The following is a 19,753-nucleotide window of genomic DNA, read 5'->3' on the forward strand; positions in this document are numbered from 1 at the left end:
GGAACATGAGCATCACGCCCTCGCCGGCCACCGACGTGGACCAGGAAGCCGAGACTGCGAGCCCTGCGCGCAATTACATCGACGCGGTCCTCGAACAGTCGTTTCGACATCTGTTCGGTCCGACCGCGACGCCGGAGCAGCCCCGCAAGCACGGGGTCGTCTCCATCGCCAATCTGACCGCCGCGCTCTCCGGTTACCTCACTCCCGAGGAAATCAAGGAGGTCAAGGCGGCGTTCCACTTCAGCGATGAGGCCCACCTCGGGCAATATCGCCAGAGCGGCGAACCCTATATCACCCATCCCGTCGCCGTCGCGGAAATCTGCGCCGGCTGGAAGCTCGACGCGCAGTCCATCATGGCCGCGCTCCTGCACGACGTGATGGAAGACCAGGGCGTGACCAAGGCGGAACTCGCCGAGCGCTTCGGCGCGAAGGTCGCGGAACTGGTCGATGGCCTGTCGAAACTCGACAAGATGGAGTTTCGCAACCGCGAGGAAGCGCAGGCGGAGAACTTCCGCAAGATGCTCCTCGCGATGGCGCGCGACGTGCGCGTGATTCTGGTGAAGCTCGCCGACCGGCTGCACAACATGCGCACCCTCGGTGCGGTGCCGCCCGAAAAGCGCCGCCGCGTGGCGCGCGAGACCATCGACATCTACGCGCCCATCGCGCACCGTCTAGGCCTGAACAACACCTATCGCGAACTGCAGGACCTGAGCTTCGCGAACTTCAATCCGAATCGCTACGCCACGCTCGAAAAGGCGGTGAAGGCCGCGCGCGGCAATCGCCGCGAAGTGGTCAGCAAGATTCTGGAAGCGGTGCAGCGCGCAATTGCCGACGCTAAGCTCGACGCCGAAGTCACCGGCCGCGAGAAGACCATCTTCAGCATTTACAAGAAGATGCGCGACAAGCAGTTGTCGTTCTCGCAGGTGCTCGACGTGTACGGTTTTCGCGTCGTGGTCGAATCGGCGCTCGAGTGCTACACCTGCATCGGCGCGCTCCATGCGCTCTACAAACCGGTTCCGGGCAAGTTCAAGGACTACATCGCCATTCCCAAGGTGAACGGCTATCAGTCCCTGCACACCACGCTCGTGGGCCCGTTCGGCGCGCCGATCGAGTTCCAGGTGCGTACGCGCAAGATGCACGAGATCGCCGAAGCCGGCGTGGCGGCGCACTGGCTCTACAAGAACGGCGGCGCCGATCTCAACGACGTGCAAAAGCGCGCGCACCAGTGGCTCAAGTCGCTGCTCGACATCCAGAGCGAGGTGGGCGACTCGAGCGAATTCCTCGAACACGTCAAGATCGACCTGTTCCCGGACGCCGTCTATGTCTTCACGCCGAAGTCCAGGATCATGGCGCTGCCGCGCGGCGCCACAGCGCTCGACTTCGCTTATTCGATCCACAGCGACCTCGGCAACCAGTGCGTGGCCGTGAAGATCAACAACGAGTTGCTGCCGCTGCGTACGGAACTGAAGAGCGGCGACATCGTCGAGGTGATCACGGCGCCGTACTCCAAGCCGAATCCGGCGTGGCTCGGCTTCGTGCGGACCGGCAAGGCGCGTTCGGCGATCCGGCACTACCTGAAGACGATGCGTCTCACGGAGTCGGTGCAGCTGGGCGAGCGGCTCGTCGATCAGGCGCTCAAGGGCTATGGCTACCAGCTTTCGGAGGTCACGCCGGAAGTGTGGGAGAAGCTGGTCCTGTGGACCGGCAACAAGAACCGCCAGGAAATTTTCGCCGACATCGGTCTTGGCCGGCGCGTGGCGGCGGTTATGGCCAAGCGCATCGAAGTGCTGATGAGCGGCCAGGACGCCGACGACGCCGAGCATCACCATCCGCCGCGCGACCCGAATGCGCCGCCGGCGCCGCCTGTCGTCATTACGGGCACCGAGGGCATGTCGGTGCAGCTTTCGGCTTGCTGCCGCCCGATTCCCGGCGACGACATCATGGGCTACATAGGCATCGGCCTCGGCATGGCGATCCATACGACCGACTGCCGCGTGGCACAGCGCATCCACCGGCGCGACCCGGGCCGCTGGATCGACGTGGCGTGGGCGCCGCAACCGGGGCGTCTGTTCGACGTCGCCGTCAAGGTGCTGGTCAAGAATACCAAGGGCGTGTTCGCGCGCGTGGCGGCCGACATTACGTCGGCAGACGCCAATATCGTGCACATCGCGATGGACGACGATCTGGCGCAGGAATCGAACATGTTGCGCTTCGTGATCCAGGTGAGCGATCGCGTGCACCTCGCGAACGTCATGCGCCGCGTGCGCACGAATCCGGACGTGATGCGCATCGCGCGCGAGCGCTCGAGCGACGACGGGCACCATCGCCACGACGGCGGCATGCGCATCGAGCGCGAGCGCGCGGATTATTGATCGGGGCGCGTGCGCCATCTTCCTTCGAACCGAAACGAGGGACTCGCAATGAACGTAGCTGAACTGACCGGCCTCGCACTCGATTACTGGGTGGCACGCAGCCTGCCGGACTTCGTGCGTGAAATCTATTTCACCGACAGCGGCGAGACCGTCGCCGTGCGCGGCAACGACCGCGGGCGCCCGTGGGATGGCCGCTTCATGCCCACCGATTCGTGGGAGGCGGCCGGCGTGGTGCTCGACCGCGCGAGGCGCGTGGAACTGCGCGAAGGCGAGCCAGCTTCTTGTGCGGCCGAGTTCGAGGGTGAATCGCGTGCAGTGCAAGCCTACGGAGAAACCACGCGCGAGGCGCTGCTGCGGGCGTTTGTCGCGAGCCGCTTTGGTGAGACGGTAGGGGAGATGCTGCGTCAGCCCCAGGCATTGCTAGGGATGGGCATGGAGCCGGTGGCGGAGCCCAGTGCGATTGGCGACGTGGAGGACCTGCCGCGTCCCGACGCCCAGATTGGCGATATCGGCGCGCCACCGCGTTAGGCTCCGCTTCTCGCGCGAACCCTGCGCAGCCAATTCAGCAGCTGAAAAGACAAAGGGCCTTTCCATTCGGAAAGGCCCTTTATTTGGTGGCGCGGCTGGCAGGATTCGAACCCACGACCCCTTGGTTCGTAGCCAAGTACTCTATCCAACTGAGCTACAGCCGCACGCTAAAACGATACTACTTAGTACAGTATACTGCTTGAAACCCTTCCCGGATCGAACAGACGAGAAACGTTTCGAATAAGTGGCGCGGCTGGCAGGATTCGAACCCACGACCCCTTGGTTCGTAGCCAAGTACTCTATCCAACTGAGCTACAGCCGCACGCAGAAAAGAGATTATAGCAGGGCTTTAAAAAAAGGGAAGGCCCTGTCGTGATTTGTGTTGCGGCGAGGTTCGTGTACGCTGGTAGTCATGACTGAATCAGTACACGTACCGCAGTGATCCCATCATGAACAAGGCATTTGTCAAAGAATCGACCGACAACGACGACGACGATCTCGAAGCCGGTCTCCCGGAGATTCCCGCCGGCACGAAGAACTACATCACGCCCGCCGGCTATGAGCGCATGCGCAGCGAACTGCTGCACCTGATCGACGAGGAGCGGCCCGAAGTGGTCAAGCTCGTTTCGTGGGCGGCCTCGAACGGCGACCGTTCCGAAAACGGCGACTATATCTACGGCAAGCGCCGGCTGCGCGAAATCGACCGCCGCATCCGCTTCCTCACGAAACGACTGGATCTGGCCGAAGTCGTGGACAGCAGCCGGCAGGAGAGTGTGGACCAGGTGTTCTTCGGCGCGACCGTCGAGTACGGCACCGGGGACGGCGAGGCGCATTCGATCACGATCGTCGGCATCGACGAGGTCGATCTCGACCTCGGCCACGTGAGCTGGGTGTCACCCATCGCGCGGGCGCTTCTGAAGGCGAAGATCGGCGATCAGGTCACGCTGCACACGCCGGCGGGGCCGGAGCCGATCGACGTCCTGGACGTGCGCTATCCGCCGCCGCGAGGCTGAGCGTATCGGTTGCCGCAGAAATAAGAAAAGGCACCCGCGGGTGCCTTTTTCCGCTGCAGTGCTGGCCGAGACGGCCAGCAGCGTGCTGCTTAGAAGCGGTGACGCATACCGACCGTCACAGCAACCTGGTCTTGACGGGTCGAAGCCGAACCCAGACCGTTCAGGTACGCGCCGATACCGTCCTGGTTCGACGACACGTGCTGCCAGTCGCCTTGCAGGTAGACGTCGGTGCGCTTCGACAGTGCGTAGTCCGACTGCAGTGCGACCGTGTTGTAGTTCGGGTTCACGCCGCCGCCGAAGTTCGCACGGGTGTACGTGTACGCGCCAGCCAGGCTCAGGGCCGGGGTCAGAGCGTAACGGATGTTGCCTTCAAAGTTCTGGAAGCGTGCGCTGTTACCGCCCAGCGAGATGCCCTTGCTCGTACCCGACTGCGCCGGCGAAATGTTGATCGCGTTGCCCAGTTGGGTTTGCGTGTAGACGAAGCCAGCCGTTGCCGGGCCGAACGTGTAGTTCACGCCGCCGCCGAACGTGCTTTGGCGGCCTGCGCCGAACGTGTAGTCGCCCGCTTGCGCGCCCGAGAACGAAGACGAGTTGAACTGCTGGTTGTTGATGTTGTTGTTTGCGTGCAGGTAAGCAGCTGCAACGTTCAGGCCGGCGTAGTTATACGTCGCGCCGAAGCTGTACGCACGGTTGTTCGCGAATTCGGTGCTGTTCGAGAACGAGTACGTGCCGCCGAACTTGAAGCCAGCGTAGTTGACGCTCGAGTACTTGATCGTGTTGTTGAAACGGACCGAGTTGTTCAGATTGTCGTTGTCATACGGGTGGGCAGCGATCGTGCCACCGTATTGCGTGCCGGTGTTCGACAGCGGTGCAAGGTAGTCGACCACGGAGTCGTACTGGCGACCGAGGGTGACCGCGCCGAACTGGTCGCTTGCCAGACCGACGAACGCCTGGCGGCCGAACATGCGGCTCGACTGGCCAAGCGTACCGTTCTGGATGTTGAAGCCGTTTTCCAACGTGAAGATGGCCTTCAGACCGCCACCGAGGTCTTCAGCGCCACGCAGGCCCCAACGGCTGCCGTTGACGGTGCCGCTCGATGCCTTCCAGAGGCTGTGGCCGCCGGAGTTGTTTGCGTAGGTGATGCCTGCGTCGATCAGGCCGTACAGCGTAACGCTGCTTTGCGCGTGTGCAGCCGTTGCAAAAACGCCCGTCAGGGCGGCGACCATGAGAGTCTTTTTCATCTTTGTAACTCCGAGAACAGAGGTGGGTTTCGTTGAACCCTGTTTGGGAAACCGACCATGCGAAGCGCAGCGAGAGGCAAAGTTCGCGTGGTACGAATTAATCAGTCCGAGACAATCAGTCCGAGACGGTTTCCAGACAGGCAGAGTGTAGAGAGGGTGCTCGAAGAGGGGGTATTCCGAATTCCGCAATAAAGTATTGCGATATCGGAAATGATTATCTCGCTCGTCTTAAGCCCTGCTGGTAAAGGCTTTGAGCGGATTTCTCGGGAGAGGGATGAAACTGTCAACCGATCGAGCGTTGTGCGATCGCTACAACAATCGGTTGCGGAAAACGGCCTAAAACGATTTCAACTGATTATTGCGCGCAGCGTAACAGATGATTGCGCGCCGTATACTTAATCGTGAGACCTGGCTCCGGCTATACTTCAATCGCTGCTTTCCGAAGCAGACTTTTTCGTTGACGAAAAAGATCTCCAAACCTTTGTCGGCGCGGCCTTTTCAGCCGCGCTTTTTTTTGCCTGTCTTCAGCCACGCGCGCTACGCGTACCTTATCGGGTGCCCGCATGCGGCGGTTCCGGCTGCAGGCTCCAGTCTTCCATTACGTAGTGCCTGGCGTCCATAGGGGAACACAGCAGGTTGTGCCAGTGGTCCCCATGCCATGCGCCGTAGGTTTCGGCTTCTTCAGCCGTTGGCGCAATCCCGTCCGTTTGTACGAGCCAGTGAATCCATCGCTGCAGAGCTGTCAGCATGATGACCTCCGATGCCGCTAACAATATGAATCATGAATTGAATGTATTACTCGAACAACCGGGAGAAACACTTACGTTTGACACGAATTGTTACACTTCGGGAAAACTTCCCGGTAGAAATGACGTGAGCGAGATAATCGGGTAAAAACGACGTACTTTTATATATTCATTCGGATGGCATACAGTTTTCTTGCCGCTTTTTGATGCGTACCGCTTTTATCGCTGAATCGGGAATGCTGTTATAAAAAATTCGCTTGACTGGCGATTGTCGTTCCCCGTATAACGGCAAGGCTGATTTTCGTTCTGCTGCATTTCAAAACCTGGAATTCGCGAAGCGGGACGGCGGGAATTGGCTGGATACGGCGTGAGGGTTATTACCCGCGTCATTAAAATCTCGAGGGAAACTGAAACATGGAAACCGGTATCGTCAAATGGTTCAATGATGCGAAGGGCTTTGGCTTCATCACGTCTGACGCGGGCGGCGACGATCTGTTCGCGCACTTCTCGGAAATCCGCGCCGACGGCTTCAAGTCGTTGAAGGAGAACCAGCGTGTGTCGTTCGACGTCAAGGTCGGTCCGAAGGGCAAGCAGGCCGCGAACATTCAGCCGCTGTAAGTACAGCGTGCGAGCGCTCGCTACGCGTACGCTCATGCGACACCAGGCCCCGGGCAAACCCCGGGGTTTTTTATTTTGACATATTGATATTTAGTCAAATCTACTTGTCATGCTTTTAGTCGCGGAATTAATCGGGAAAACCCTGGAATCCGGGATTCTTCTGATTCGGGTTTTCACTAAAAGGCAAAAGTCGTAGTTGCACTGCCGGAACCGTCGGCGCATGGCGTCCAAACGGTGCATACTTGGGCCGTTTTCCATTTCCCCTGTCGTTTTCCCATGTTTGAATCCTCCTCGAGCGCCGCACAGCCCGCCGGCGATCTTCCCATCGTCTTCGTGGACCTCGAGACGACCGGCGGTTCGCCAGGCGAGCACCGCATTACCGAAGTTGGCGTTGTAGAGGTGGCCCAAGGACAGGTGACACGATGGAGCACCCTCGTCGATCCCGGTCAGCCTATCCCGCCCTTTATCCAGCAGCTCACCGGTATTACGGACCAGATGGTGCGCGGCGCGCCGCGCTTCGACGAGATTGCCGCGGAACTCCACGAGCGACTCGCCGGCAAGCTCTTTGTGGCGCACAACGCGGCCTTCGATCGCGGCTTTCTGCGCGCAGAGTTCGAGCGTGCCGGTTATTCCTTCAATCCCGATGTGCTGTGCACCGTGCGCCTTTCGCGGGCGCTTTTTCCGGGTGAGAAGCGCCACGGGCTCGACGCGCTGGTCGAACGCCACGCGCTCGTGCCGTCCGATCGACATCGCGCGCTCGCCGACGCCGATCTCCTCTGGCAATTCTGGCAGCGGCTACCCGCGCTAGTGCCCGGGGAAGCGCTGGCGTCGCAGATCGAGCGTACGACGCGCCGCCACGTACTCGCCGGCGACATTACCGACGAACTCATCGACACGGCGCCGGCAGGCCACGGCGTGTATGCGTTCTATGGCGAGAACGACGTCCCGCTCTATGTGGGGCGCAGCGTGCGGGTGCGCCAGCGTGTGCGTGCGCATCTTTCGGGTGAGCGGCGCTCGTCGCGCGAACAACGGATGGCGCAGCAGGTCCGTCGCGTGGAGTGGCGAGCGACAGGCGGCGAGCTTGGCGCGCTCCTTGTCGAGGCGCAATGGATCGCCACGCTCAAGCCCTCGTTCAATCGCATGCCGCGTGTGTCGAAGCGCGACCCTGCCGACCTTGGGGCGGCGCCCTGGCCATTCGGCGGCGCAGTGGTCGTGCTCGAGCAGGACTCGACGAATGGCGCCGACGTTTATCACCTGATCGATCGCTGGTGCTATATGGGCGCCTTTCCCACCACTACCGAGGCTGAGGCGCTGGTGGACCACAGCGCCGAGCGGGTATTCGAGCTCTCGACCTGGCGCATCCTGCAGACGCACTTCGAACGCGGCCTTCGCGTGCAGGTGCTGCAGCCCTCCGAGGCCGACGGCCTCACGAGCGCGGCATAGCAGCGCTTAGGCGGTTCCGCCCACGCCGCCCGCTTCGCACACGTGTTCCAGCGCCTGATTCATCGCATTCGTGCGCGCGGAGTCGTATCGTGTGAGCTCCTTCCAGTTCGCCACCGTCCTTGCGACGCGCGCCGGGCAATCCGGTGCGCTGCGCAGCGGCTGCACGCGTGCGAGCGCGCCGATCAATTGTCCGGTGAGTCTGTCGAGTTGCGGCCGTGTCGCCGTAGCGAGATCGGGTGCCGGGTCGCTGGGCGCCTGGGAGGCACGCCACGTGTCGAATAGCGACTTCTGCATTTGCGTGCTGGCATCGATCTGATCGCGGAAGAATGCACGCGCAAACGCGGGATCGACGCCGGCTGCCGTGGCGCGCTTCTGCACGTCGGCGAGCAGGGCGTCTTCGCGGGGCGTATCGGTGATCGGCTTGTGATGCTGCCATTTCCAGTGCGCGACCGGTTCGGCGAGCGCCAGCCGCTGGGAAACGAGCGCGACGAGGTTGGTCAGGGCGGTGTCGTCACCGTCGGCGTGGACGGATGCGATCGGCAGGGCGAAGAGCAGCGCTGCAGCGCAACGCGCGCTCGCACGGGTCAGCAATGTCATCGAGTGGAAGAGAGACGCCGGCAATAAAAACCGAAGCATAGCCGGTTATGGCGCGCTTGGTCTAACGGCGCTGAGGTCGAACCTTCGAGATGGTCGCATCGAGGCGCGCCCGCGATCGAGCGCGCCGGGTGCAAGCTGCTATTGCGCAAAACTGCGCGCAGCACGACACGCGCGTCCCCGAGCTACGCGTGTCTTTAGGCACACGAACGTCTACCGCGTGCTCGCGAGCGCGTACGTGTGCGTTTCCCCGTCACTTCTGTTCGTGTGCCTTGCGTTGCTCGTCGAGAAATGCGCGCACGTGAGCGGGCAATTCATCGCCGAGAAACTCAACGGCCACCGGTTCCGGATCCGGGCTGAAGACTTGGTCCGGGGTCGGAACCCTTGGCGGTTTGGCGTCCATGATCTTTCTCCTATGTAAGCCGATTATCCGGCTCGCTACTTCTGCTGCGCTAGTCCCGCTTACGGTAACAGTGCTTTTCTCGCACGCGTGTTGCTTCTTCGCACAGCGATACAAATGATTAACGGCGCGGGAATATAATTGTTGAGATGTCCTTCATACTGTCGCATGCTGCGTGAATCGCGCACGTCCCACCGCACGTCCCACGTTTCTCCCAACACTCCCGCGCAGCATCTGCTGCACTCGCACAACGCCACGAGCGCACTTCCCCTGGGTCTGAGCACGGCGCGGGTCCTGCCGCCTTGCCGCGTTCGTATTGCGCGACGCCGCAAGGGCGGGCCGGTCCCTCGGGGCTTGGCTTGCACATACCGTCTATGTACAACGGTCGATTATGCTTAGCCGTTGACGTCGAAACGTTAATAAGAATTAAAACTATGTAAGCGACCGTTTCTATCCAATTAGGCGATTAATACTTTGTTGCGCGTCATTTGGGCGCGATTAATGACCGAACGTGCGTAAATGGCCGCGCATTGGGGCGCGCCCTATTGATGCACTCCGATAATTCGTTACGTTTGGGCCTCCGGCGGCGCCGGCACGCGCTGCACGTGAGCATGGTTTGCGGGCGTCGCGCGCACGTCCACCTGACCGTGAATACGTGACTGGTGGACGTCCGCGAACATGTAGTACGGGAACGGGTGTGCGGGCTCGGAGGCCGCATCGAGACGCGCGACCAGTTCGGGCGCGAGCGTGAAGTCGAGCGCGCCAAGCGACTCTTCGAGTTGCTCCGACCTGGTCGCGCCCACGATGATGCTCGCCACGCCGCGCTTCTGATACAGCCAGTTCAACGCGACCTGCGCCATGGGCCGGTTGGCCTCGTGCGCGACCCGCTCGAGCTCGGCGACGATCGCGAAGTTGCGCGCCGAGAGCTTGTCGAAGCCGGGCGGCGGCTTGGCGCCCATCGTGTGCAAGCGGCCCGCACCGCTCACGCCTTCGCTTGCCTGCGACGGCCGATATTTTCCCGACAGCACGCCCATGCCGAGCGGACTCCAGGGCACGAGCCCCATGCCGAGTTGCGTCGCGAGATCGGCGAATTCGTGTTCCGCGTTGCGCTCGATCAGGGAGTATTCGAGCTGCATGGCGGCTACCGGCTCGAAGCCGCGCCAGTCGGCCAGCGTCTGCGCGCGGCCCGCGTACCAGGCGGGCACGTCGGAGAGGCCCACGTAGCGGATCTTGCCGGCGCGCACGGCGTCGTCCATGGCGCGCATCACTTCGTCGACGGGCGTCATACGGTCCCACGTATGCAGGTAATAGAGATCGATGTAGTCGGTGCCGAGGCGTTTGAGCGAGCCGTCGAGCGCACGCAGCAGGTTCTTGCGATGGTTGCCGCCGGCGTTCGGATTGCCCGCTTGCGCGTTGTATGAATACTTGGTGGCGATGACGAGTCGCTCACGCAGACCGCGTGCCGCCGCGAAGCGCCCGACCCAGGTTTCGCTCGTGCCTTCTGTATAGAGATCGGCGGTATCGATGAAATTGCCGCCTGCGTCGACATAGAGGTCGAAGAGTCGCTGTGCGGCGGCTTCGTCGGCGCCCCAGCCCCATTCGGTGCCGAACGTCATCGTGCCGAGGGCGATGGGGCTGACGCGTAGGCCCGAGCGGCCGAGCAGGGTATAGCTGTCGAGTTTCATGGCGGTTTCCTCAAAGAGTGATTGGCGAACGCGAACTCATCTTGCGCTATTCCTTTTTGTGGAAAAATCGGGTTCACCTGAAAGCACTGTGAAGTCAGGCTTCACAATGGAGACGAGATGAGCCCGGTTTCCACTCCGGCGTTAGCGCCGCCCGTCACCTCGGGACTGGCGGGACGCCTGCCTGCACTGCTGGCGGTGGCTGCTGTCGCGCGCCACGGCAGCTTCACGCGTGCGGCGTCCGCCGCGGGCTTCTCGACGTCGGCGCTATCGCAAACCGTGCGTGCGCTCGAAGCGCAACTCGGCGTGAGGCTCTTCAATCGCACGACGCGCCGGGTCGCGCTGACCGAGGCCGGCGCGCAGTTTCTCGCGCGCGTCCAGCCCGCGCTCTCACAGATCGAGGCGGCGTTCGAGGCGCTCGACGCCTCGCGCGACGCGCCGGCCGGCACGCTGCGCATCAACCTGCCGCGCGTGGCGAGCGAGCTGCTCGTCATGCCGCACCTCGCGGAATTCATGACGCGTTATCCGCAGATCAAGCTCGAACTCGCGCTCGACGATGGTTTTGCCGATCTGGTCGGCGACGGGTTCGATGCAGGCATTCGCCTGGGCGAATCGGTTGCGCCGGGCATGGTGGCGGTGCCGATCGGCGGGCCGATTCGCATCGTCGTGGTGGGCTCGCCCGCATACTTCGAACGCCACGGCCGGCCGGTCACCCCCGACGACCTGGCCGCGCATGATTGCCTGCACTATCGCTTCACGACGGGCGGGGTCTACCGATGGGAGTTCGCGCAGCCGGGCGACCTTGGGCGCGTGTTCGAAGTGGTCACCGAGGGCCGCTTCGTGACGAACGATCTGCGTACCATGGTGCGCGCCTCGGAGCAGGGCGTGGGTCTTCTGCACGTGATCGAGGATTACGTGCGCGCGCCGCTGGAGGAAGGCCGGCTCGTGCCGGTGCTCGAGCCGTGGGGCGCATCGTTTCCGGGGTTCTATTTGTATACGGTCGGACGTGCGCAGTTGCCGCCCAAGCTGCGTGCGTTCATCGACTTTCTGCGCGAGAAGCGTGAGGGCGCTTAAGCTCAGGTAGCGCGACTTGGGGGGCGATGGGAGGATGGGATGGCAGAGGCGGGCGAGGCCGCTGCGCGCACGCCGACGCCACAAAGCAAAAAGCCCAGTCGAAGACTGGGCTTTTTGCTTTGAATCCTGGTGCCGGAAAGAGGAATCGAACCCCCGACCTTCGCATTACGAATGCGCTGCTCTACCGTCTGAGCTATTCCGGCGCGCATCAGAGAAGAAAGATTATAGGAAGTCTCCGCGAACTATGCAAGCCCTTCCCTCCTCTTTTTTCATTTTTTCGCTTCGTGGTGGTAGCGCGTGACGCGCTCGACCTCGCTCTTCGAGCCGAGGAACACGGCAACGCGCTCATGCAGGCTCTTCGGCTGGATGTCGAGAATGCGCTCTTCGCCGTTGGTCGCCATGCCGCCTGCCTGTTCGACGATGAACGACATCGGGTTCGCTTCGTACATCAGGCGCAGCTTGCCGGGCTTGGACGGATCGCGCTTGTCGGCCGGGTACATGAAGATGCCGCCGCGGTTCAGAATGCGGTGCACGTCCGCGACCATCGAGGCAATCCAGCGCATGTTGAAGTTCTCGCCGCGCGCGCCGTCCTTGCCGGCGTTCAGCTCGCCGATGTACTTCTGCACCGGCTCATACCAGTGGCGTGCGTTCGACGCATTGATCGCGTATTCGCGCGTCTCTTCCGGAATGCGCATGTTGCTCTGCGTGAGCACCCACGAGCCCAGTTCACGGTCGAGCGTGAAGCAGTTCACGCCGTGGCCGGTCGTGAGTACGAGCACCGTTTGCGGGCCGTACACGGCGTAGCCTGCGGCGACCTGCTTCGTGCCGGGCTGCAGGAACGATTCCTCGGTTGCCTGCTGGCCGTCCGGGCAGCGCAGCACCGAGAAGATCGTGCCGATCGACACGTTCACGTCGATGTTCGACGAGCCGTCGAGCGGATCGAACACGAGCAGGTATTCGCCCTTCGGATAGTTGGCCGGAATCGGGAAGAACGTTTCCATTTCCTCCGAGGCCATCGCGGCGAGGTTGCCGCCCCATTCGTTGGCGTCGAGCAGGATTTCGTTCGAGAGGATGTCGAGGTTCTTCTGCACTTCGCCCTGGACGTTCTCGCTGCCGGCCGTGCCGAGGGCGTCACCGAGCGCGCCCTTGCTGACGTTGAAGCTGATCGCCTTGCACGCGCGCGCGACGACTTCGATCAGAAGACGCAGGTCGGCGGGCAGGTTGCTGTGCTGGCGCTGCTGCTCGATCAGGTACTTGGTGAGGGTGGTGCGACGTTGCAAAGCCATTGCAGTACTCCGGATACGCTTAGGGATGTCGCAATTCTACCCGCTCGACTGTGACCGCCCGCCGCACAGCCACGCAAAATAAAGCGCCGGGGCGCGGCTGGGCTTGCTGGAGCGGCTTTTCGCGCGGCGACGGATCGCTTCACCCCGCCAAAATAATCGTGAAAAAATGCGCAAAAAAACCGGCGCGAAGGCCGGTTCGTGTATCGCCGCGCGGCGCTGCCCGGCCGCCGCGCGTTGTTCGCCGAATCGCTATGTTTCGTCTGATCAAGCCAGCGCTTTTTCGACGATCTCGCGTACATCGCGCGATTTGGCTTCGGCGGCGACGCGCTCCAGCGCCGCTCGCATCGCGTCACGCAGTGCGGGCGTGAAGCGGCGCCACAGTTCGAGATTGCGGGCGAGGCGCGCCGCGACCTGCGGATTGAGCGCGTCGAGCGCGATCACCTGGTCGGCCCAGAACGCGTAGCCCGATCCGTCGGCGGCATGGAACTGCGCGGGGTTCGCCGCGCAGAAACTGAAGATCAGCGAGCGTGCGCGGTTCGGGTTCTTGATGTTGAACGCCGGGTGGCCCATCAGCGCGCGCACCGTTTCGATGGTCGGGCGTTGCGCAGTGCCCCGTTGCGTGGCTTGCAGCGCGAACCACTTGTCGATCACGAGCGGTTCCTTCTCGAAGCGCACGTAGAAGTCTTCGAGCGCGCGGCGCGCGACGTCGCCGCCCGTGGCCGCCTGCACGTTCAACAGCGCGGAAAGCGCCGCCGAACGGTCGGTCATGTTGTTCGCGGCGTCGTACTGCGCCGTGGCGAGCCGTACCGCTTGCGCGGAGTCGTCGAGTTCCGGGAGATACGAGAGCGCGAGGTTCTTCAACCCGCGGTGCCCGGCCGCCTCGGGCGTCGGCTCGTACGCGCCAGGCGTGACATTGCGCTCATAGGCCGTGAGCCATTCGCCTTGCAGCGCCGTTGCCAGTTGCTTGCGCACGAACTGGCGCGCGGCATGCACGGCGGCCGGATCGGATTCGGTCATCTGCTCGGCGAGATACGTTTCCGAAGGCAGCATGAGCGCAAGCTCGCGGAACGACGGCGAGAGCGATTCGTCGGTCAGCACGCGGCGGAAGGCATCGACGAGCGCGTCGTTGATGTCGAGCGGCTGGCCCGCGGCGGCGCGCCCGGCGAGCGCGAGCAGTTCGCGCGTGGCGAGGCGCTGGCCCGCTTCCCAACGGTTGAACGCATCGCTGTCGTGCGCGAGCAGGAACGCGAGTTCGTCGTTGCCGTAGTCGTAGTCGACGATGACCGGCGCCGAGAAGTTGCGCAGCAGCGAGGGCAGGGGCTTGGCCATCACATCGGCGAACGTGAAGGTCTGCTGTGTGTCGGTCAACTCCAGCACGCGCGTCGTGCCGTGCGCGGCGGCTTCGCCTTCGAGGCGCAGCGGCAGGTCCGCGCCGTCCGGGCCGATCAGGCCGATCGCAAACGGAATGTGCAGCGGGCCCTTCTGCGTTTCGCGCGCGGCGGGCGAACCGTTGGCGTAGCCCTGCGTGAGCGTCACGCTGTAGCAGCGCGTGCCTTCGTCATAGCTCGTGCTCACGCTCACGCGCGGCGTGCCCGCCTGGCTGTACCAGCGCTCGAACTGCGCGAGGTCGCGGCCATTGGCGTCGGCCATGGCGTGGCGGAAGTCGTCGCAGGTCACGGCCTGGCCGTCGTGGCGCTGGAAGTACAGGTCCATGCCTTTGCGGAAGCCATCGCGGCCGAGCAGCGTTTGATACATCCGCACGACTTCCGCGCCCTTTTCGTAGACGGTCATCGTGTAGAAGTTGTTGATCTCGACGTAGCTCTCGGGGCGCACTGGATGCGCCATCGGGCCTGCGTCTTCGGCGAACTGCATCTGGCGCAGCACGCGCACGTCTTCGATGCGTTTAGTCGCGCGCGCCGCTTCGTTCTCGTCGCCGCCCGACATCGCCGCCGAGAACTCCTGGTCGCGGAACACCGTGAGGCCTTCCTTCAGGCTCAGCTGGAACCAGTCGCGGCAGGTCACGCGGTTGCCGGTCCAGTTGTGAAAGTACTCGTGGCCGACCACGGCCTCGATGTTGGCGAAATCGACATCGGTGGCCGTTTCCGGATTCGCGAGCACGTACTTCGTGTTGAAGATGTTGAGCCCCTTGTTCTCCATCGCGCCCATGTTGAAGTCGCTCACGGCGACGATCATGAAGCGGTCGAGATCGAGCTCGAGGCCAAAGCGCTGCTCGTCCCAGTGGATCGAGTGGACGAGCGAGTCCATCGCGTGGCGCGTCTTGTCGAGATCGTGCGGCTCGACCCAGACCTGCAGCAGCTTTTCCTTGCCCGAGCCGCTCTGGATGCGCTCTTCCAGCGCCACGAGCTTGCCCGCCACGAGCGCGAACAGATAGCTCGGCTTGCGGAACGGGTCTTCCCATTTCGCATAGTGACGGCCGTCGGGCAGCTCGCCTTCGGCGATCAGGTTGCCGTTCGAGAGCAGCACCGGGTAGGCGGTCTTGTCTGCGCGCAGCGTCACCGTGTAGGTCGCCATCACGTCGGGCCGGTCGAGGAACCAGGTGATGCGGCGAAAGCCTTCGGCTTCGCATTGCGTGAAGAAGTTGCCGCTCGACACGTACAGGCCCGAGAGCGTGGTGTTGGCGGCGGGCGCGCACGCGCCGGTGAGCGTGAGTTCGAAAGCTTCGGGCACGTTCTCGATCGTGAGCCCGTGTTCGTGTGCGCGCACATTCGCGTAAGGCTTGCCCTCGATCGCCGCGCCGATGAATTCGAGTTGCTCGCCCATGAGTTCGAGATGCGCGGTGGGCTGCGCGTCGGGATTGCGACGCACGCGCAACGTGCTCTTGACGATCGTGCGCTCGGGCACGAGGTCGAATTCGAGGTCGACGGTATCGATCAGAAACGCGGGCGGCGCGTAGTCTTCGCGGCGGATCACGGTGGGCGTGGCGGTATCGGACATGGTCTGGATAGGGGCGGGTCGGATCGGGGGGGATCGCTCGGTGTTGATCGAATGGGCCGGCCGCGGCGGCGTGCGCGCCAGCGGGCGCTGCCAGCCGTCGCGGGGGCGCGGCGGATCGCCTCATTGTACAAAGGCTCGGGCCGCTTTGTCCGTCGGGGCACGGCCGCCGAACTTTCGCGCCGGGCCGCAAGTCAGTATGATCAGGCCCTGCCGCGCGGCTGGCGGAGCGCAAAACAAGACACGACCGGCGCGCAATGCGCACGGAGCGGACACGGAATAAGCGCGGCGCAACGATCGTATCGGAGAGAGCGGCCCCCACGACTGCACTTTTCCAACTGAAGCAACCCTGCTACGAGAAGACCATGATGCACGACAGATGGACCCGCCGCGCCCTCCTGATGCTGGCGGCGCTCGCTCTCACGCTCTCCGGCTGCACGACGTACGTGACGAGCCAGGTGACCGCTTTCTCCGCATGGGACGGCGGCAGCGACGCCGCGCGCACCTTCGCGTTCAAACGCAGCCCCGAGCAGAACCAGAGCATCGAGCAGAGCACCTACGAGCAGTTCGTGGCCAACGGGCTCGCCATGCACGCGTTCCGCCTCGTGCCCGAGCCGCAGGCGCGCTATCTGGTGGGCCTCGCCTACGGCAGCCGCACCGACACGGTGACGGTCGCGCAGCCCGTGTTCTACAACCCCTGGCCGGGCCCGTACTGGGGGCCGTGGAACCCGTGGGGCGCGTGGGGACCGTATCAGCCCGCCTACGTGAACCAGAGCTATCCGGTGTATTCGCATGCGCTCGGCATTCGCATCACGGAAAAGGCGAGCGGCAAGGAGATCTATAACGTGCAGGCGCGCACCTCGGGCGACGATCCCTCGCTCGTGCGAGTGATGCCATTTCTCGTGCAGAGCGCGCTGGGGAATTTCCCGCTGGCCAACGGCACGGTCACGGAGGTCAAGATCCCGGTCGGCAAGAACGGCGGCGCTCCGAACGAGACAGCTGCTGCGGCGGGTGCGGGGCAGGGCGGGGCGGCCGCGACGGGTAACGCGCCGGCGAAATAGGCACGTATCGTCGTGCTCGCCCAGTAAGCGACGCGCCGGGCCTCGTGTCCGGCGCCCAGGCGCGGATTGCAGTCTGACGCTTTTTCCTGCAACCCGCGCTGGGCGGGGCTTTCAGCGCCGCGCGCCGTCGCGGCTGTGCACGCGTTTGCCTGCCGCGTAGGTCTCGAACACGGCGCGGTCGTCGCCGAGCAGGGCGAGCGCGAACAGCAACTCCTCGAGCGATTCGGCGCGCGCCGTGCGCCGCGCGAGCAGCGGCGTGGCCTGCGCATCGAGCACGACGAAGTCCGCTTCGCTGCCGGGCGCGAGCGTGCCGATCTTGTCGGCGAGATCGAGCGCCTGCGCCGCGCCCGCCGTCGCGAGCCAGAACATGCGCGTGGCCGTGAGGTGGTGGCCGCCCATGCGCGCGACCTTGTGCGCCTCGTTCATGGTTTGCAGCATGGAGAACGAGGTGCCGCCGCCCACGTCGGTGGCGAGCGTGACGGGCATCGACGATTCGCCCGCCTTGTCGAAGTCGAACAGACCGCTGCCGAGGAACAGGTTCGAGGTCGGGCAGTGCGCGGCGACGGTACCCGTATGCGCCATGCGGCGGCGGTCTTCGTCGTCGAGCCAGATGCAGTGGCCATACACGGCCCGCTTGCGCAGGAGTCCGTAGTGATCGTACACGTCGAGGTAGCTGCGATGGCCCGGGAACAGTTCCTTGACCCACTTCACCTCGTCCGGGTTTTCGGCCACGTGGCTCTGGATGAAGATATCGCCATGCGCCTTCGCGAGCGCGCCGCACGCCTCGAGCTGCGCTTCGGTCGAAGTGGGCGCGAAGCGCGGCGTGAGCGCATACATCTGGCGCCCGCGGTTGTGCCAGCGCCCGATCAGCTCGGCGCTGTCGTCGTAGCCCGTTTGCGGCGTGTCGCGCAGGAACTCGGGGCAATGGCGGTCCATCAGCACCTTGCCCGCGACCATGCGCAGGTTCTTCGCTTCGCTCGCGGTAAAGAGCGCGTCGGCGGACTGCTTGTGGACGGTGCAGTACACGAGCGCCGTAGTCGTGCCGCAGGCGAGCAGCTCGTCGACGAAAAAGCGCGCCGTGTCCTGCGCCACCGCTTCGTTTTCGAAGCCGCGCTCGGTCGGGAACGTGTATGTGTTCAGCCACGGCAGCAGACCCGGCGCGGGCGAGGCGATCATGTCCGTCTGCGGGTAGTGGATGTGCGTGTCGATGAAGCCCGGCACGATCAGCTTGTCGCGCAGATTGTGGACCGTCGCGTTTTCATCGACGCGCGACTTGAGCGCGGACCACGCGCCCGAGGCGACCACGTGGCCGTCTTCGACGATCACGACGCCGTCCTCGTCAAAGACAGCGGCGTCGGACGATTGCGCAGGGTCGCCTGTGAACGTCAACAGTTTCGCGCGGTAAGCCGATTGAGTCATGGGAACTTCGTCTCCGAAAAATTCAGGTATTCGTCCAATGCATGCCCGCATGGCGCGTGCCGCTCCTGAAAACGTGTCGACCAGAGTTGGCGCTTCAGCGCTTACTCTGGTCCCATGCCAGAAAGGCACGCGCGAGGGCCCACGGTCCGGCGCTCGCGCGCTGGACCGGATTCGTGTGACAGCCCGGGCTGGGGCTTGCTGTGCGAACGAGTCCGCTTTTCAGTTTGCGCCTGAGTCGACGCTTAAGCCGTTGCGCGACGCCAGTTCGCGTCGAGCTTCGCGATCAGCGCGGCGCGCTCTTCGGGCGTGACGAACGACGCCTCGAAGCCGTTGCGCAGGATCGTGTACACCTCGTCGTCGTCGAGCTCGAGCGCTTCGATGATGGCGCGGTAGTTCTCGTTGACGTAGCCGCCGAAGTAGGCGGGATCGTCGGAATTGACGGTCACTGCGACGCCCTTGTCGAGCAGAGCCTTGAGCGTGTGCTGCGTCATGTCGTCGAACACGCACAGCTTGGTGTTCGAGAGCGGGCACACCGTGAGCGCCACGCGCGTGTCGGCCAGACGCGTGACGAGCGCCGCGTCTTCGATGCTGCGCACGCCGTGATCGACGCGGTCGACCTTGAGCAGGTCGAGCGCTTCGTAAATGTAGGACGGCGGGCCTTCCTCGCCTGCGTGCGCGACGAGCTTCAGCCCCAACGCCCGCGCCTTCTCGAACACGCGCTCGAATTTCGAAGGCGGATGACCGCGCTCCGACGAGTCGAGGCCCACGCCGATCAGGCGCGCATAGCGCTCGAACAGCGGGCGCGCGGCTTCAAAGGTGGCGAGCGCATCGGCTTCGCTCAGGTGGCGCAGGAAGCACAGGATCAGCTTGCTCGTGAGGCCGCGCTTTTCGGCGTCGCCAAGCGCACGGTCGATGCCCGCGACCACGGTTTCGATCGGCACGCCGCGTTCGGTGTGCGTTTGCGGATCGAAGAAAATTTCGGTGTGCACGACGTTGTCGGCGAGCGCGCGCTCGCAGTACGCCATCGTCATGTCGTAGAAGTCCTGCTCCGAGAGCAGCACGCTCGCGCCCGCGTAGTAGATGTCGAGGAACGACTGCAGGTCGGTGAACGCGTAGGCGGCGCGCAGCGCGTCGATCGAGTCGTAGGCGAGCTTCACGTTGTTGCGCTGCGCGAGCGCGAAGATCAGCTCGGGTTCGAGCGAGCCTTCGATATGGATGTGCAGCTCGGCCTTCGGCGCATTGGCGGCCTTTTCGACGAGCGCCTTTGCGTTGGCGGCGGTGTTGGCGGTGGTCGTGATCGTCATGTTAGGTTCGATTCGCTGAT

General features: G+C 63.6%; 16 protein-coding genes and 3 tRNA genes. 7 read left to right on the top strand and 12 right to left on the bottom strand.

All coding sequences use genetic code 11. The features are described from left to right. Positions 1-5 precede the first annotated feature (5 nt). Entirely contained in the window at positions 6-2,372 is a 2,367-nt protein-coding gene (locus AB3X99_RS01825) for a bifunctional (p)ppGpp synthetase/guanosine-3',5'-bis(diphosphate) 3'-pyrophosphohydrolase (protein WP_342948547.1), read from the top strand. A 48-nt stretch (positions 2,373-2,420) separates the two neighbouring features. Continuing rightward, entirely contained in the window at positions 2,421-2,900 is a 480-nt protein-coding gene (locus tag AB3X99_RS01830) for a phage protein NinX family protein (RefSeq protein ID WP_368615988.1), read from the top strand. 87 nt (positions 2,901-2,987) lie between these two features. On the opposite strand, the gene AB3X99_RS01835 is transcribed toward AB3X99_RS01830, so the two are convergent. Next, a tRNA-Arg gene (locus tag AB3X99_RS01835) sits at positions 2,988-3,064 on the bottom strand. A gap of 81 nt (positions 3,065-3,145) precedes the next feature. After that, positions 3,146-3,222 (bottom strand) — tRNA-Arg (locus AB3X99_RS01840). Positions 3,223-3,349: 127 nt separating this feature from the next. Here AB3X99_RS01840 and greB point away from each other — a divergent pair. Further along, positions 3,350-3,913: a transcription elongation factor GreB gene (gene greB / locus AB3X99_RS01845; protein ID WP_368615989.1), complete on the top strand. Its 564-nt coding sequence runs from the start codon at positions 3,350-3,352 to the stop codon at positions 3,911-3,913. Between the two features lie 89 nt (positions 3,914-4,002). Here the strand turns inward: greB and AB3X99_RS01850 are convergent, their stop codons facing one another. Then, on the bottom strand, positions 4,003-5,154 hold the full coding sequence (locus AB3X99_RS01850; protein WP_069262673.1) for a porin: 1,152 nt from the start codon (positions 5,152-5,154) through the stop codon (positions 4,003-4,005). A gap of 548 nt (positions 5,155-5,702) precedes the next feature. Continuing rightward, entirely contained in the window at positions 5,703-5,903 is a 201-nt protein-coding gene (locus tag AB3X99_RS01855) for a hypothetical protein (RefSeq protein ID WP_083245145.1), read from the bottom strand. A gap of 411 nt (positions 5,904-6,314) precedes the next feature. Between AB3X99_RS01855 and AB3X99_RS01860 the strand changes: the two genes are divergently transcribed. Together AB3X99_RS01860 and AB3X99_RS01865 are read left to right on the top strand one after the other, a co-directional pair. Beyond that, complete coding sequence (locus AB3X99_RS01860; RefSeq protein ID WP_028205165.1) at positions 6,315-6,518, top strand: cold-shock protein; 204 nt, start codon at positions 6,315-6,317, stop codon at positions 6,516-6,518. Between the two features lie 276 nt (positions 6,519-6,794). Next, a complete protein-coding gene (locus tag AB3X99_RS01865; protein WP_368615990.1) occupies positions 6,795-7,961 on the top strand; it encodes an exonuclease domain-containing protein in 1,167 nt (388 codons plus the stop codon). 6 nt (positions 7,962-7,967) lie between these two features. Here AB3X99_RS01865 and AB3X99_RS01870 read toward each other — a convergent pair whose 3' ends face one another. The 3 genes from AB3X99_RS01870 to AB3X99_RS01880 form a co-directional block, all read right to left on the bottom strand. Further along, entirely contained in the window at positions 7,968-8,558 is a 591-nt protein-coding gene (locus tag AB3X99_RS01870; protein ID WP_342948551.1) for a chorismate mutase, read from the bottom strand. 250 nt (positions 8,559-8,808) lie between these two features. Beyond that, the gene (locus tag AB3X99_RS01875) at positions 8,809-8,958 is read right to left on the bottom strand and encodes a hypothetical protein (RefSeq protein WP_176732842.1); all 150 of its coding nucleotides are present in this window, start codon (positions 8,956-8,958) and stop codon (positions 8,809-8,811) included. 563 nt (positions 8,959-9,521) lie between these two features. Further along, positions 9,522-10,640 carry an aldo/keto reductase gene (locus AB3X99_RS01880; protein ID WP_368615992.1) on the bottom strand — a complete coding sequence of 373 codons (1,119 nt, stop codon included), beginning with the start codon at positions 10,638-10,640 and terminating at the stop codon, positions 9,522-9,524. Positions 10,641-10,757: 117 nt separating this feature from the next. On the opposite strand from AB3X99_RS01880, the gene AB3X99_RS01885 reads away from it, so the two are divergent. Beyond that, positions 10,758-11,711 carry a LysR family transcriptional regulator gene (locus AB3X99_RS01885; RefSeq protein ID WP_368615993.1) on the top strand — a complete coding sequence of 318 codons (954 nt, stop codon included), beginning with the start codon at positions 10,758-10,760 and terminating at the stop codon, positions 11,709-11,711. Positions 11,712-11,838: 127 nt separating this feature from the next. Here AB3X99_RS01885 and AB3X99_RS01890 read toward each other — a convergent pair. The 3 genes from AB3X99_RS01890 to pepN form a co-directional block, all read right to left on the bottom strand. After that, positions 11,839-11,914, bottom strand: a tRNA-Thr gene (locus tag AB3X99_RS01890). A 66-nt stretch (positions 11,915-11,980) separates the two neighbouring features. Further along, a complete protein-coding gene (locus AB3X99_RS01895) occupies positions 11,981-12,997 on the bottom strand; it encodes a class 1 fructose-bisphosphatase (RefSeq protein ID WP_368603982.1) in 1,017 nt (338 codons plus the stop codon). 264 nt (positions 12,998-13,261) lie between these two features. Further along, positions 13,262-15,952 (bottom strand): aminopeptidase N, encoded by a 2,691-nt coding sequence (pepN, locus tag AB3X99_RS01900; RefSeq protein ID WP_368615994.1) that lies wholly within the window; start codon positions 15,950-15,952, stop codon positions 13,262-13,264. A gap of 362 nt (positions 15,953-16,314) precedes the next feature. Here pepN and AB3X99_RS01905 point away from each other — a divergent pair, with 362 nt between their 5' ends. Further along, entirely contained in the window at positions 16,315-17,010 is a 696-nt protein-coding gene (locus AB3X99_RS01905; protein WP_368615995.1) for a DUF4136 domain-containing protein, read from the top strand. A 111-nt stretch (positions 17,011-17,121) separates the two neighbouring features. Here AB3X99_RS01905 and guaD read toward each other — a convergent pair whose 3' ends face one another. Then, positions 17,122-18,429: a guanine deaminase gene (guaD, locus tag AB3X99_RS01910; protein WP_342948556.1), complete on the bottom strand. Its 1,308-nt coding sequence runs from the start codon at positions 18,427-18,429 to the stop codon at positions 17,122-17,124. 242 nt (positions 18,430-18,671) lie between these two features. Further along, positions 18,672-19,733, bottom strand: coding sequence for an adenosine deaminase (locus AB3X99_RS01915; protein WP_083245121.1), 1,062 nt, complete (start codon positions 19,731-19,733; stop codon positions 18,672-18,674). Positions 19,734-19,753 lie beyond the last annotated feature (20 nt).

Source organism: Paraburkholderia sp. BR10882, from assembly GCF_040948855.1.
Lineage (GTDB): Bacteria > Pseudomonadota > Gammaproteobacteria > Burkholderiales > Burkholderiaceae > Paraburkholderia > Paraburkholderia nodosa_A.